Origin of the sequence: Pseudofrankia saprophytica, assembly GCF_000235425.2 — a bacterium.
In the GTDB taxonomy this organism is placed as follows: Bacteria; Actinomycetota; Actinomycetes; order Frankiales; family Frankiaceae; genus Pseudofrankia; species Pseudofrankia saprophytica.
This window is the reverse complement of record NZ_KI912267.1, coordinates 948737-962812: the sequence shown is the minus strand read 5'-3', so window position 1 is coordinate 962812 and position 14076 is coordinate 948737. Positions and strand designations below refer to the sequence as shown.

11 protein-coding genes and 1 pseudogene are annotated in these 14076 nt (G+C 74.8%); 4 read left to right on the top strand and 8 right to left on the bottom strand.

What is annotated here, in order from left to right; all coding sequences use genetic code 11:
* The 3 genes and pseudogenes from FRCN3DRAFT_RS56875 to FRCN3DRAFT_RS48365 all read right to left on the bottom strand — a co-directional run.
* Positions 1–1248: pseudogene (locus tag FRCN3DRAFT_RS56875) on the bottom strand (hypothetical protein); the annotation flags it as partial.
* 101 nt (positions 1249–1349) lie between these two features.
* Positions 1350–2330, bottom strand: coding sequence for a hypothetical protein (locus FRCN3DRAFT_RS0238540; RefSeq protein ID WP_007510395.1), 981 nt, complete (start codon positions 2328–2330; stop codon positions 1350–1352).
* Entirely contained in the window at positions 2327–4171 is a 1845-nt protein-coding gene (locus FRCN3DRAFT_RS48365) for a hypothetical protein (RefSeq protein WP_007510397.1), read from the bottom strand. Before FRCN3DRAFT_RS48365 ends, FRCN3DRAFT_RS0238540 begins: the two co-directional genes overlap by 4 nt.
* 214 nt (positions 4172–4385) lie before the next feature.
* Here FRCN3DRAFT_RS48365 and FRCN3DRAFT_RS0238530 point away from each other — a divergent pair, with 214 nt between their 5' ends.
* Positions 4386–4967: a TerD family protein gene (locus FRCN3DRAFT_RS0238530; RefSeq protein ID WP_007510399.1), complete on the top strand. Its 582-nt coding sequence runs from the start codon at positions 4386–4388 to the stop codon at positions 4965–4967.
* A gap of 38 nt (positions 4968–5005) precedes the next feature.
* On the opposite strand, the gene FRCN3DRAFT_RS0238525 is transcribed toward FRCN3DRAFT_RS0238530, so the two are convergent.
* On the bottom strand, positions 5006–5365 hold the full coding sequence (locus FRCN3DRAFT_RS0238525; RefSeq protein ID WP_007510401.1) for a type II toxin-antitoxin system RelE family toxin: 360 nt from the start codon (positions 5363–5365) through the stop codon (positions 5006–5008).
* 83 nt (positions 5366–5448) lie between these two features.
* Positions 5449–6189, bottom strand: a complete 741-nt coding sequence (locus FRCN3DRAFT_RS0238520) for an HAD family hydrolase (protein ID WP_007510403.1) — start codon at positions 6187–6189, stop codon at positions 5449–5451.
* A 56-nt stretch (positions 6190–6245) separates the two neighbouring features.
* On the opposite strand from FRCN3DRAFT_RS0238520, the gene FRCN3DRAFT_RS0238515 reads away from it, so the two are divergent.
* Positions 6246–6656: a CoA-binding protein gene (locus FRCN3DRAFT_RS0238515; protein WP_035931178.1), complete on the top strand. Its 411-nt coding sequence runs from the start codon at positions 6246–6248 to the stop codon at positions 6654–6656.
* 28 nt (positions 6657–6684) lie between these two features.
* On the opposite strand, the gene FRCN3DRAFT_RS0238510 is transcribed toward FRCN3DRAFT_RS0238515, so the two are convergent.
* Together FRCN3DRAFT_RS0238510 and FRCN3DRAFT_RS50320 are read right to left on the bottom strand one after the other, a co-directional pair.
* The gene (locus tag FRCN3DRAFT_RS0238510; RefSeq protein WP_007510408.1) at positions 6685–8355 is read right to left on the bottom strand and encodes a hypothetical protein; all 1671 of its coding nucleotides are present in this window, start codon (positions 8353–8355) and stop codon (positions 6685–6687) included.
* Positions 8352–9791, bottom strand: coding sequence for a glycosyltransferase family 2 protein (locus FRCN3DRAFT_RS50320; RefSeq protein WP_051467454.1), 1440 nt, complete (start codon positions 9789–9791; stop codon positions 8352–8354). The genes FRCN3DRAFT_RS0238510 and FRCN3DRAFT_RS50320 overlap by 4 nt, the downstream gene beginning before the upstream one ends.
* Before the next feature lie 644 nt (positions 9792–10435).
* Between FRCN3DRAFT_RS50320 and FRCN3DRAFT_RS57295 the strand changes: the two genes are divergently transcribed.
* Complete coding sequence (locus tag FRCN3DRAFT_RS57295) at positions 10436–10741, top strand: DUF5999 family protein (protein WP_051467452.1); 306 nt, start codon at positions 10436–10438, stop codon at positions 10739–10741.
* Positions 10742–11009: 268 nt separating this feature from the next.
* Positions 11010–12692 (top strand): bifunctional phosphatase PAP2/diacylglycerol kinase family protein, encoded by a 1683-nt coding sequence (locus FRCN3DRAFT_RS0238495; protein ID WP_007510413.1) that lies wholly within the window; start codon positions 11010–11012, stop codon positions 12690–12692.
* Between the two features lie 78 nt (positions 12693–12770).
* On the opposite strand, the gene FRCN3DRAFT_RS0238490 is transcribed toward FRCN3DRAFT_RS0238495, so the two are convergent.
* Positions 12771–13616: a hypothetical protein gene (locus FRCN3DRAFT_RS0238490; protein WP_007510415.1), complete on the bottom strand. Its 846-nt coding sequence runs from the start codon at positions 13614–13616 to the stop codon at positions 12771–12773.
* Between the last annotated feature and the right edge of the window lie 460 nt (positions 13617–14076).

The window sequence follows — 14076 nt, the reverse complement described above, 5'->3', positions numbered from 1 at the left end:
CCGGTCGCCGGCGTGTGCCTTGCCCGCCTCGGCGGCGGCCTCCGTGTCGCCGGCGACCGCGAGCTGGTCCTCGAGTCCGGCGCGGTCGGCCTCCCCGGCCCGCAGCCGCCCGCCTACCGCGCTGGCGAGCCAGGCGATCTCGGCGCGGGCGACGTCCAGCCCCGCCGCAGCCGCCTCCCGGTCGCGCAGGGCGTCCACGAGGACGGAAAGCCGGTCCAGGGCGCCCGCGACGAAGTCGCGCTCGGCGCCGAGCGCCGCCCGCTCCGTGAGCTTGGCCGCGTAGCCGTCGACGACCTCGGCCACGCCGGCCGGGTCCTCGGGCGGGGTCACCGCGCGCAGCAGGAAGTCGACGAACCCCTCGTCGGTGGTGAACGCGAACGCCTCCGCCGCCTCGCCCTCGCCGGCGTTCATCGCGCGCTGGTAGCGGAACAGCTCCGGGTCGAGGCCGAGGGCGTCCAGGTGCTCCAGCCAGGCGCCCTGGTGGGTCTCCCAGGTCAGATCGAGGGCCGGGTCGGCGGCGTGCGCGCGGGTCATCGCCTCGCGGAACCCGCCGAGCGTCACCAGTCGGCCGTCACGGCGCAGCGGAAGCGTCTCGAGCTCCACGGCGCCGGAAGGACGGAAGGAGTACCAGGCGTCCGCGAGCCGGCCACCGTCGGCCGGGCCGCGCCCGCGCCACTCGCTCACCTTGCCGGTGACGACGCGCTCGCCGGTCACCGCGTGCTGCCACTCGCAGATGACCTGCCCGCAGTCGCGGGGCAGCACGAAGTTGTCCAGAACCCGTCCGTTGGACGTGCCGACGACGTGGCGGCGCCCCGGCAGCACGACCGAGAAGATCAGCTTCATCAGCACGCTCTTGCCGCCGCCGTTCTCCAGGAACAGCACGGTGGCCGGCGACGGCCGCCGCGGCGCCGGCGGCTCCCCGCCCAGCAGCCACCCGGCCGGCACCGCGTCCGCCGCCAGGCCGCTGCCCGTCGCGCCTGTCGGTGCTCTCCCCGACGCTCCCGCCGCTGTCGCGGGCCCCGCCGTCGCCGCCCCGCCGCCCGTGCTCGCACCCGTGCCTCCGGCGTCACCGGGGCCGCTGGCCGCCGCCGGTGGGGGCGCCGGCTGGGCGGGGCCGACATCGAACATCGGGTCCTGGCGTGGCCCGGTCACCGGGCCGCCAACGTTGGAGAAGTCGAGCAGTACGTCGCCGAAGCGCGCACCCCGCGGCCCGATCGAGTGCAGCCGCACCCTTGCCAGCTCATACATCGGCGCCGCCTCCGTTCCTGGCGACCGCCGTCGCGGGCCGGCGGCCGCGGGCGGACCGGTCGTCGAGGCACGGTCCCGGGAAGGCACGGACGGCGGGCCGCTCAGGCATCGTCACGCTCCTCGGCCTGGGCTCCCGTGGTCCCCGCCGGATCGGCGAAGGACGCGGGCGCGCCCGCGTCCAGGAGGTCGGGGGCGGACGGGACGACTCGCAGGCCGCCGCCGGGGCCGGCGACGGTGACGACGCCGAGCGTGAGCAGCTCCTCCATCGCCGCGTCGGCGGCCAGCTCGCGGACCTGTACCTGGTAGCGCGCGGTGGTGCGAAACGTGCCGCCGCCCTCCTCGCCGACCTGGACCAGGCAACCTGACTCGACGAGGAATCCCATCGCCCTGGCGATGATCCCGGTCGTCGACCCGGCGAGCCGGCGCGAGTCCCTGGTCGTTCCCGCCGCCGGCCGGCGGGCGTAGAGCCGCCAGGCCGCCTCCAGCCGTGGCTCGTCCTGCGACCGCTGATCGCCGGGGCCGGGATCGAGGCTTGGGTCCGAGCCGGCGGAGCCGCCTGCACCGCCGGCACGGGCCTCGAGCAGCCGCGCGGCCTCGCGGACGAACGCGTCCACCCCGTCGACGCTGACCCGCCCGACGTACGAGTCGTCGGTGAGGTCGGCCGGGCGGGGAAACGCGAGCGCGGCGGTCGCGAGCTGCGCCAGCGCGTGCAGCATCCGGTCGGCGGCGCGGTGCTCGCCGCCGGCGCGCCTGGCGTAGTCGCTGATCCGCACGGTGAAGGCCGACTCGGCGCCACCGCCGGCGACCAGCCCTGCGCGGTCCGAGACGTCGAGCACGATGATGCCCAGCCCGTCCGCGACCGCGTGCGTCAGTTCCGCGAAGCCGGCCTCGTGCAGGTAGCGGCGGACCAGGTCGCGGTAGCGCGTGTCCCGCGCCGGCACCAGCCGGGGCCGCAGCCCGAACGCCACCAGCTCCGCCGCGTCCCGCACCACCGCCCCGACCGGCGGAGGGCCGCCTCGCCAGGTCCCCGCCGCCGCGTCGGTGTCGACCTCGGCCACGTCGCCGCCGGTGGACGGGTTCACGGCGCGCCCACCAGGTCGACCACGGAGGACTCGCCGGCCGCGCGACCGCCTTCGCCGGACCCGGCCCCGATGCTCGGGGTCCCCGCCGCTGTCTCCGTCGCGGTCCGGGTCGCCGTTTCGGTGGTGTCGCCGTCGCCGTCGCCGTCGCCGTCGGCGGGGTCGGGGCGGTCGGTGACGGTGACCCGGCCGACGAGCAGGTCCGCGCCGGCGAACTCGGGGTCGTTCAGCGGGGTGCCGTCGTCGACGGCGAGCAGCAGCAGGTCGCCGGCCGCCGGCCCGGTGCTCGCGGCGGGTCGCGGCGGGCTGGCCGTGCCGGCGCCACCGCCGCGGTGGTGGGCGGCGGCCAGCCTTGGGCTCACGGCGTGCAGCGTGAGCAGGGTGAGCAGCTGGGCCGCCTCGGCGGCGGTGGCCTCGCCGCCCGCCCGAGCCCTGGCCTCGGTGAGCAGGCCGGAGAGCCGTCGCGGCGCGTCCGGGTCGATCTCGTCGAGCAGCTCGAGCGCCAGCGTCCACGCGTCGTCGGCGAACCGGGGAGGCTCCTCCCAGGCGACCAGCTCGGCCTCCGGGACCAGCGCGCCCAGAGTGTCGCGCTCGACCGGCGGGCGCAGCAACGCGTCGACGAGGTCGGCCAGGCGCGGCGCGCGCGGCGGGCGGATCCCGGCGGCGCCCGGGAAGAACGCCCCGGCCACGCGGCCCGCCTCGCCGACCGGGCGGGCGAGCGCCGGGGCGAGCAGCTGGGTGTACAGGTCGACGCCGGTCCCGCCGCGGGCCGCCGGCGCGGCGAACTGCTGGCGGTCCTGCTCCGCGCGGAACACCGCGAACGCCTCCTGGAGGCGGGCCTGCAGCTGGGTGTGCCGGCGCACGCAGTCCGCGACGATCGTGACCAGGTCGGCCGCGGCCCGTTTGTGGGCCGGGTCCTCGGCCGAGTCGCGGTAGCGGCGGATGTGGGTGAGGATCGCGTTCTCGTGCCGGTAGCGGGCCTCGACGTGGCCGAGCGCCTCGTCGACCAGCGCCGGCACCGTGTGCAGCCAGTCGACGGACAGCACGTCGCGCCGGGTGCCCTCCAGGTTCCGGCGCAGCTGCTCGGCGTACTGCACGGTGCGGTAGCGGGCGGCCTCGGCGGCGGTGCGCGCGTCGGACAGCCGGCCGCGGCGGATCAGGTTGTCCAGCGTCACCTCGGCGGCGACCTGGGCGGAGGTGACGTCGGTGTCCAGCGCCCCGACGAGAACGGTGACGGCCTCGTCGGTGGCACGCAGGTAGATCTCGCCGGCCGGGTCGGCGAGCTCGACGAGCAGCTTGAAGTCGAACCGGCGCCGCTCGTAGCGGCCGTCCGGGTGGTAGGTGCCGTAGACCGTGTCGAAGCCGCGGTCGACGCTGCCCACGTTGATCAGGTTGTCGAGCACCCAGCGGGCGACGCGTTCGTGCTCGGCCGCCGGTCGCCTAGGCGCCTGCGCGGCGGCGAGCGGAGTGAGGCGGCGCAGCACCCGGTCATGGCTCGCGCCCCGGTCGAAGTCCATCGCGACCGTCACCAGGTCGATCGCGTGCAGCGCGAGCTCCGCCATCGCGTAGACGGCGAAGTCGGCGCCGTCGAGCAGGCGCTTGCGCGCGTCCAGGTCGTGCAGCGGCGCCGTCAGCGCCAGCGCCTTCAACCGGCGCGCCATCCCGTCGTCCGCCGCACCCGGCCCGGCCCCCCGGGCGAACGCCGGACCGCCCGGACCGCCCGGACCGCCCGGACCGTCAGAACGGCCCGAACCGTCGGCCGCCTGGTCCGCGCCGACGGCGAGGGCCGCACCGTCGGGGTAGGGCGGCGCGTCCGGGGGCTCGGTCGGGATCGGCGGGCACATCGGACGCAAGATTACCGGCGGCGCCACCGAGCCCGGTGGTCCGCGCGCGCCGCCGCCGTCTGGCCGGATCTTTCGGCCCTGAGCTGGTGCCAGAACCGGTGCCAAACCGGGAGGTCAAGCGGTTGGGGCGTCGGCTTGGTGACTGCCGCTGCGAGGCTCCGGCGCGGCAGATCCCATGGTCCGGTTTGTATGGGCAGTACTAGGCTTTGTGGCCATGGCCTCCGTGTCCCTGTCCAAGGGTGGAAACGTCTCCCTCAGCAAGGCCGCGCCGAACCTGACCACGGTCACTGTGGGTCTCGGCTGGCAGGTGCGGCAGACGTCCGGGGCGGCGTATGACCTCGACGCATCCGCGATCGTGCTGGACGACCGGGGCCGGGTGCTGTCCGACAGCTACTTCGTGTTCTTCAACAACCTGACGAGCCCGGACGGCAGCGTTCAGCACCTGGGCGACAACCTGGTCGGCGGCGGTGGCGGCGACGACGAGCAGATCATGGTCGACCTCCGCGCGCTCAATCCGCAGGCGGCGAAGGTCGTGTTCGCGGTCTCGATCTACGACGCGGACGTGCGGCGGCAGACGTTCGGGCAGGTCCGCGACGCCTTCATCCGCGTGGCCGACGCGAACACGGCCATCGAGATCGCCCGCTACGACCTCACCGAGGACGCGTCGACGGAGACCGCGATGCTGTTCGGCGAGCTCTACCGGTACGGCGGCGAGTGGAAGTTCCGCGCCGTCGGCCAGGGCTACGCCACCGGCCTGCGCGGCATCGCCGTCGACTTCGGCGTCAACGTCACCTGACGGCCTCCGCCGCGCGCCGGAGGTAGGCGCCGTCGTCCCTAGCGGAAGCGGTCGACGAAGGGAACACGCGTCTCTGGCTTGGCGAGGCGGCGGACGACGCGGGGGCGGTGGCCGACGACCATGACCCGGATGGTGTGGGTGTTCGCGTCGACGCGGTACAGCACCCGCCAGGAGTGCTCGGAGGCCTCCAGCATCGTCGCCGACGGTGTCGCGCCCTCCCGGCCGGCGGACCGCGCGTCCTGAGTGTCCTGGCCGCCGAGGGGCTTGCCCGCCTTGTAGGGCTCCTTCAGGAGCGGGCCGTTCAGGAAGCGCTTCACGTCGGCCGCGATGAGCTCCGGCAGCCGCTCGAGGTCCCGCTCGGCGGACGGCGCCAGTACCAGCCGGTATTTCTCGCTCATCGGTCGCCTACCCGGGGAACCGCGCGGGGACGGGCAACACCAACGGGTGACTTCGGCACCAGCCGATCATAGGTGGAATCGGGTCACCGAATCGGGCGTTGGCCTCGGTAGGCGGTGTGGACCGTCTCCAGCGTGAGGTCGCCGATGTGGCTGAGCCGGGCGGAGGCCAGGGCGACCGCCTCCGGAGACGGCGGGAAGTGCGGGTTCGGTGCGACGATCACCGGCATTCCGGCCGCGGCGGCGGAACGCACCCCGTTCGTCGAGTCCTCGACCGCGACGCACCGCGCCGCCGGGATGCCGAGCCGCCGCGCCGCCTCCAGGTAGACGTCCGGCGCCGGCTTGCCCCGGCCGACCTCCTCCGACGACACGAACGTCCGGAACTCGTCCGCGAGACCGGCCGAGCGCAGCACCAGCCCGATGACGTCGCGCGGCGACGAGGAGGCTACCGCGAGCGGCAGCCCGGCCGCCGCCAGCGCCCGGACCGCCCGCACCGCGCCGTCGATCAGCGGCGGCGCGTCGCCGTAGCGCTCACCCAGCCGGCGCAGCACCTCGTCGGTCGCCTCGTCCGCCGTCATCCCGATGCCGAGGCTCACCAGGTAGGCGGCCCACTCCGGCGTCGACATGCCCATCATGACCCGGGTGCTGTCCGGCGCCCACCGGCCGCCGCGCTCGGCGACGAGCTCCCGCCGGACCGCGTCCCACACCTGCTCGGAGTCGATCAGCACCCCGTCCAGATCGAAGATCACCGCCCGTGGGCCGCCGCCGTCGACCGTCCCGGGTGTTCCCGTGGCGCCGTCCGCCGCCGCGTGCCGCTCCGCCGTCATGCCCCCATCGTCGCGGGTCGGGGATGACCAGGGCGCGGGTGGTGGTTGCGACAGGCGTGCGATACGGAGATGCCGAGACGGTCCGGGCGCTGCTGGTCGAGACGGAGACCTGGGCGGTGGTGGGACTGTCGGACAACAGAGCACGGACGGCCTACCGGATCGCCCACTACCTGCGTGAGCACGGCAAGCGGGTGATTCCCGTACACCCGTCGAGGGTGGCCTTCGAGGGCGAGCAGGGTTATGCCCGGGTGACCGACATCCCGGTCAAGGTCGACGTGGTGGATGTGTTCGTCCGCTCGGGGCTCGCCGGCCCGGTGGTCGACGACGCGATCGCCGCGGGCGCTGGCGCGGTGTGGCTGCAGCTCGGCGTGCGCGACGAGGCGGCGGCCGCGCGAGCCGAGGCGGCCGGTCTACGGGTCGTGATGGACACCTGTCCGAAGATCGAGGCCCACCTCGCCGGCTGGTGAGGCGAGTTTCGGCTGGCGGCGGGCGGAGTCAGCCGGCGCGGGCGAGGCGGAACTGGCGCACCGCCAGCGCGGCGGCGGGCGGGAAGAGGACCAGGACCGGGAGCATGTACCGGTAGTCGAAGCAGACCGTCGCGGAGGGGACGACCAGGACCGCGAGGCCGAGCGCGGTGAGCAGCGCGCAGTCGGCGCCAATCCGGCGGCGCTCGCCCACGGTGGGATCGACCGCGTGGCCGGCGCCCGTCCCGGCGGCGCCCGTGCCGGCGGCGCCTGTCGCGGCAGCGCCCGCCTGGTCGGCGGAGCCGGTGGTCTCGCTGGGCGTCGCGTCGTCGCCGGGCGGATCGAGGACGTCATCAGCCCGGCCACGTCGGCGGTTGCCGGGAAGGCGCGGCCGGGGCAGGCCGAAGGCGGTCGCGATGAGCGCGAGGACGACGAGGACGGCCAGCAACGGCCCGGGGGTGTAGGCGAAGCGCTGGTAGCCGCGCAGCAGGCCGGCGGCCCAGTCGTGGACGATCCTGGGCGGGTGTCGCTCGTCGAAGTCGAGCAGCGGTTCGCTGACGTGGAAGTAGCGCGGGGTGTCGGCGGCAGGGAAGCGCCAGGAGCCGTCCGGCCAGTCGCGGTAGCCGGTGTAGCGGCCGGGGGCGAAGTAGTGGCCGACCTCGGCGGCCACCATCCGGGCGTAGTCGACCGGCTGGCGGCGGATCACCTCGTGGGCGAAGCCGCCGAGCACCTGGTTCTTGTGCTCGTCGGTTCCGGTGAGCTGGAACCGTGGGCTGGTGTCCGACCAGACGTAGTAGTTCGGGCCCGGCCGGTCGGCCGGTGGGTGGGGGGAGCAGAGGACGAGCTGCTCGGCGCTCAGCCGTAGCCTGTCGCAGTCGGCGATCGGGGCGACCCGGCCGTACAGCCAGGCGTCGTCGCCGCCGGACAGCGCGTAGGTCCCCTCGTACGAGTGGTACCAGGTCGCGTAGCCGGCCAGCGGCGCCGCGAGTACCACCGCGAACGCGGCCGCCCGCAGCCAGCCGAGCCGCCGGACGACGACGTAGGCGAACGCGAGCACCCCGAGCACGACGCCCAGGGTGCGCACCAGGCCGGCGCCGGCGAGCAGCCCGCCGGCCAGGGCGCACGCGGCGATCGACGGCCGAGGCGACCACAGCAGGGCCACCAGCGCGCCGACCAGCAATGCCAGGAACAGCGTCTCCGCCATCACGAAGTGCTCGATGTCGAGCTGGTAGGCGTCGAGCAGCACCGGCGCGGTCGCGAGCGCGGCCACCAGCGGCCCGATCCCGCGGCGCAGCATCAGCGCGTAGACGGCGAGGCCGATTCCCAGCCCGGCGACGTGCTGGACCGCGGGGATGACGGCGAGCCTGTGGGTCTGGGCGAGCACGCTCAGCAGGACCGGATAGCCGGCGGGGCGCATCGGGTCCGGCTGGTGGAGCCGGGAGAGGGTCAGGTAGGCGTACGAGTCGCCGGAGAACTCGAAGGCCGGCCGGTAGGCGTACATCGCCAGCAACCGCAGCCCGCTGCCGGCCAGGAGGAACACGGCGAACAGCCAGTGCCGCCGGGCCGCCACCGCCAGCCGCCGAAGCGGGTCACGGCCGCGGGGGAGCGCCTCGCCGGCCAGGTGCCCGGCCGCGTGCGTCCCCGCCGTCCGTTCGTCGGCACCGACACCCTCGGGCCCGGTCGCCACGGAGGCGGCCGTCATCGCGTGGCCGCGCCGGTCGCCGTCGCCGTCGCGGCCAGGCGCAGGTAGAGCGTGCCGAGCATGCCCTGCAGGCCTAGAACCGCCGCCGTCAGCGCGAGCCCCACCGCCGGCAGCGCGGCTGGCGCGCCCAGGCGCGGCGACCAGCCCGGCCACGGCGCCGTCACCCGGGCCACCCCGGTGGGGTCCTGGCCGCTCGTCGTCGCCGCGATCAGGAAGCCCAGCACGACCGCCGCCACCAGGCCGGCGGTGAACAGGGTGCTCCCCAGGAACCCGCCCCGGCCGGGGGTGAGCGGCCAGCGGACCAGCCGGGGCGGCCGCTGGCCCGGCATCCGCCAGCCGACCCGGCCGTGGTGCGCGTCCGCGAACGCGCCGAGCAGCACGAGCTGCCCACCCACCAGCGCGGCGACCAGGCAGAGCAGCGTCCCGTAGTAGCCATATGGCTCCCACGCGCCGTGGACGCCGGGGCCGCCGGCCACGCGCGCCGGGTCGGTCGCCGCGGCGACCAGCAACGACGCCTGCCCGAGCAGGCCCAGCCCCAGCAGCAGCAGACCGGGCAGGACGAACAGGTGGCGCGGGGCGAGCAGCAGCATGAATCGCAGGTGCCGCCAGCCGTCGCGGACGGAGTCGAGCTTGGAGGCGCCCACCCGAGGGTGGTAGGTGATCGGCACTTCCGCGCAGCGCAGCTCGGCGCGGGCCGCGGCCACCACGATCTCGGAGGCGAGCTCCATCCCCTCGCTGCGCAGCGCCATCCGGGCGTAGGCGTCCAGGGTGAAGGCCCGCATGCCGGAATGCGCGTCGGAGGCCCGGACCCCGAACAGCCGGTTGAGGATCGCGGTCAGCACCGGGTTGCCGATGTAGCGGTGCAGCCAGGGCATGGCGCCAGGCAGGATCTGCCCACCCAGCCGGGAGCCGAGCACGTAGTCCGCCTCGCCGCGCAGCAGCGGGGTCACCAGGGCGTCGATGGCGGTGAAGTCGTAGGAGCTGTCCGCGTCGCCCATGACGATGATCCGGCCGCGGGCGGCCGCGAAGCCCGTGAGGTAGGCGTTGCCGTAGCCGCGGCGCCGCTCGGCCACGACCCGGGCGCCGGCCGCGGCGGCGCGCGCGGCGGAGGAGTCGGTCGAGTCGTTGTCGACGACGACCACCTCTCCCGCCAGGCCAAGCCGCGAAAGTCCTGCTCGCGCCGCGCGTACGCAGTCGCCGACCGATGCCTCCTCGTTCAGGCAGGGCATCACGACCGACACCTCGACCTGGGGCGACTCGCCGGGCGCGGCGCGGCTGTGCCAGTCGGGCGCGTTCCACGCGGAGCGGCCGTTGCTCGCCGCGTGACCGCTCACCGGGTCGGGATGCCTTGTGGCCGCGGGCCGGTCGGCGACGGCCGTGACGTCCTGGCCGGTGACGGCTGGCCGGCGGACGGCATCCACGGATTCGTCCTCCACCGTCCCTCTCCCTGTCGAGGACGAAGCTCCCCAGACCGACGATCGCGGCGGCGCGCCGCATGTCGAGGGCATCCGCCCGTGGCGCGCCCCACCTCGGCCGGCGTCTCATTCTCGCCGGGCACCCGAAGGTCTCGCAGGGCGGCAGGTCAGTAACCTACCGTTTGCGCGCGCCGCGTCCGGGACCGGCGTCCCGCCCATCGCGGGTCCACGCGTCGGCCGCCGGACCCTTCGCGGCCCGCCAGCTCGTCGTCGGAAGATCCAGAAGGGCTGCCAGTGGGCTCGTGCTGGGTGTCCGGTTGGCGACGCCGCGCGTCTGGTATGGAGGCTTTGCGGGGGAAGGTGGGGAAGGTCGCCGGTTCGTGGCGATGTGGTCCCCGCGTTGGCTACTCTCGGTGGCAATTTTGCGGGGTGTCGAGCCTGTTCGGATACCCTCCGCGATCGAGGCGGGTCCTGGTTTGGGCAGATTTGCAACCTGCTATGAAAACACGCCGGGACGGTAGCCAGCAGGTCGTTGTGACGGCTGTAACCGGTAGGCGTAACGTCTGGTGCCCGTGCAGGTGAGTTTTTTTAAGCGGGCGGCGTGGGCAGGTGCCGACGGGTCTGACGACACCGCCGACCCAGCCTCTGCCCATGGCTCCGCCCCCATGCCGAGCGACGGCGCCGCGAGCGGCGCCCATAGTGACACCGTTCACGCGAGCCGCTGTTGTCAGCATCAGCCGGTCTGTCCGACCGCGGATGCCGCCGACCGGGACGCGGCCCGGGTGGTGCGTACTCATCCCGACCAGGGCTGGAGCCTGCTCTGTAACGGGGTGATCATGTTCGAGGACACCGGCGAGATCCTTCCCACCGGGCGCACGGTGGAACCCCGCCGCGGCCCGGCGAGGTACGGCCCGCCACGCGTTCCCCGTCCGGTGGCCGCGCGCCGCGCCGGCATCCCCGCCGGAGTCTGATCCGCGGTGACCCGCTCCGCCGCGCCGCCATGACGGCCTTGGCGCGGCGTCGTGAGCGAGCTGGCGGGCGGATGCCCCGGCGCGGTGACGCCCCATTCACGATCTCCGTCGAACCCACATCTGAGTAGAACGTGCCCTGGGCTAGATGGCCGCGGACCTACCCGGTTAGCCTGCGGACGTGGCGGAGAGTCGATGGGCGCGGCGACCGGTCGGTCGTGCGGGTGACGCCGCGCGCGCCGCGGTGACGGAGGCCGCCCCCAGGATCACGGTGTCCGCCTCCCAGAAGAGACGTGCCGTGCGCGGCGTGGCGTCGCGGGTCGGCGCCGCCGACCGGGCGCTGTTCGGGGCCCTCGCCGGTACTCGCCCGATCGCCGACCCCCTGCTCCCGCGGTTGTCGCACGCGGCCAACCACGGCCTGCTGTGGTGGGGTGTCGCCGGCGCCCTCGGATTGACCCGAGGCCGGCGGCGCAGGGCGGCCGGGCGCGGCCTGCTCGCGCTCGGGCTCGCGAGCGCCGTCACCAACGGCCCCGCAAAGATGGTCTTCCGGCGGGGTCGGCCCGTCAACCACGCTGTCCCGCTCGTCCGCCGGCCGCGCCGCGAGCACCTGTCGTTCTCGTTCCCGTCCGGGCACTCCGCGTCCGCGGCCGCCTTCGCGACCGCCGTGGCGCTGGACGCGCCGGGCGCCGCCGCCCCCGTGGGCGCGCTCGCGGGTCTCGTCGCGTTCTCCCGGGTCTACATCGGGGTGCACTACCCGAGCGACGTCGTCGTCGGCGCCGCGCTCGGCGCGGCCTGCGCGGTCGCGACGACGAAGGTGATGCCCCGGCGGTCCTGGACGCCCGCCAGGGCCCGGCCGGCGTCGGCCTCGGTGCCGGCCCTGCCGGACGGCGACGGCCTGACGGTGGTCGTCAACGCCAGGTCCGGCTCGGGCGCCTGGTTCGGCCAGGGTCCGGACGTCGCTGGGCAGTTAAGGGCTGAGCTACCGCTCGCCAAGGTCGTCGAGGTGGGGCCGCATGACGACCTCGAGGAGGCGCTCGAGGAGGCGGCCGGCTCCAGCCGGGTGCTCGGCGTCGCCGGCGGTGACGGCACGGTCAGCGCGGCCGCCGCCAAGGCGCTCGCGCACGGTCTGCCGCTCGCCCTGTTCCCGGTCGGCACCCTGAACCACTTCGCCGCGGACCTGGGCCTCTCGACCGGCATCGCCGAGACGGCCCGCGCGGTCCGCGAGGGCGCCGCCGTCGCTGTCGACGTCGGGCGTCTCGAGGGGATCGACCCCGACGGCGAGCGGTTCGACGGGGTGTTCCTCAACACCGCCAGCCTGGGTGGCTACGCCCACATGGTCGCGATCAGGGAACGGCTCGAGAAGCGGTTCGGGAAGTGGCCCTCGATGGTCGTGGCGCTGGCCTGGGTGCTGCGCAACGACCCGCCGATCGAGGTGGACATGACCGCCTTCGACGCCTCGGGCCCGCCGCGCCCGCGGGCCACCCGCCGCGGCGCGAGGTACGGCCCCACGGGCGTGGGCTGGCCGGTCGGCGCCTCGGCGCCGAGCGGCCTGCAGCGGCGCCGGTTGTGGCTGCTCTTCGCCGGAAACGGGAACTACCGCCCGTCCGGCTTCGCCCCGACGTACCGGTCCCGGCTCGATGAGGCCCTGCTGGACCTGCGCCTCGTCGACGGCGTCAGCCCGTTCGCCAGGTCGCGGCTCGTCGTCGCCGTGCTCACCGGCCAGCTGCGGCGCAGCCGGGTCTACGAGAAGCGGACGGTCACGCGCATCCAGGTCTCCGCCGTCGGAGCCGCCGCGTCGGCGGGCAGGCGGGGCCGGGCGGCGCGCCGGGGCACGGATTCGGCCGAGCCGGTCAGGACGCTCCCGTTCGCCCGCGACGGCGAGGTCACGGATGGTGTGCGAAGCATCACCATCACGCCCAACGGTGCCCGTCTGATCGTCTACCGCCCGAACTGAGCTGCCTGGCGACGGGTCGGCGGCCCCCAGAACGCCGTCCGCGCTCGCGACGGCCGGTTAGTGGACCCCGAGTGCCGGTCAGTGGACCGAGTGGTCCTGCAGCGGGATGAGGGCGGTGAGCGGGGTCGTCAGGCGGGCGCACAGCACCGGGTCGAGGAGGTCCTCGACCAGCAGCGCACAGGCCAGGTCCGCGCAGAGCTCCATGACGCGGGCCTCCGACGACGGGTCCTGGGTCAGCAGCGCGCCGCCGCCGCGGCAGTCCTGACAAGGACGCCAGAAGCCCTCGGCCGCGCTGCGGCGGACCAACGTCCACACCCGGCGCCTGCCGGTGAGCACGGCGGTGCCGAAGGCGGCGTCCATCGCCTCCTGGTGGTCGGACTCGTCGCGGGTCAGCGCGGTCACCAGCAGGCCCTCGAAGACCTCCGAGCTGCGCGGGTCGTGGCAGCGCACGGCGAGCCTCGGCAGCGCGGCCAGCACGCGTTTGACGTCCGCGGCGGATGGGCCGAGATCGGGTTCGTGCGAGCGGACCCGGGGGTACACCGTGCGCCATGGACGCATCAGGCCGGCGTACTCCGAGCGCGACAGGATCGGCCGGGCGTAGGCGGCGGCGAGCGCGTCGCGCATCGACCGCAGCGCGGTCGCGGTGACGGACGGCTCGATCGTGACGTACTCGGCGCCGGACAGGTCGTCGGCGTAGATGGCCGACAGGGCGTCGAACGCGGCCAGTACCTCGACGACCAGAGGCGACTCGGGCGAGAGAGCCCGGTCCCTGGCGACGGCGAGTGCCGGCGAGTTGCGCCACTCGGCGGCGAGCTGGGCCAGCTCGCCGTCGGAGGTGTGGACCAGCTGGGCGAGGATGCCCAGGATGCCACGCAGGTTCGGGTGTTCCTCGAGCCGTTCGATACGGCGGGCGCGAAGGATCATGTGGCCGCTCCGGTGGCCGGATGGGCGGCGCCTGGCGCGGCCCCGCCCGCTACCCTGCGGCCCAGGTCACAGTGGTGCTCCTGGCCAACCCAGAGTGCGGTTTCCCTGTTGATCTTTGCGTCGGCAAAAATCAACGGGGGGGCATTCGTCACGCCAGCCTTCACGTGTCCTCCTCGCCATTGGCGCTTCCACGTCGAGCACTTTCGCCGCGGATGCGTACAGCCCGCCGACGGGCGCGTGGGCACGCACCGACGGCGCGGCGCGGACGCGGCCGTGCCTGCCGGTTGGTGGCCGGCCGGGCCGCGCCGCTGACGCCCTGCCGCCGCCAGTGAGCGCCGGACGTCCTTCCCCAGGCGGCACTGGGCTGTCTCTCTCCCAGTGCAACCAGGGGCTGGACCGCCAGTGAACACTGAGCGTCAGCCTCGTCAGCGTAGTGCCGCGTCGGTGCCATCGCACCCAA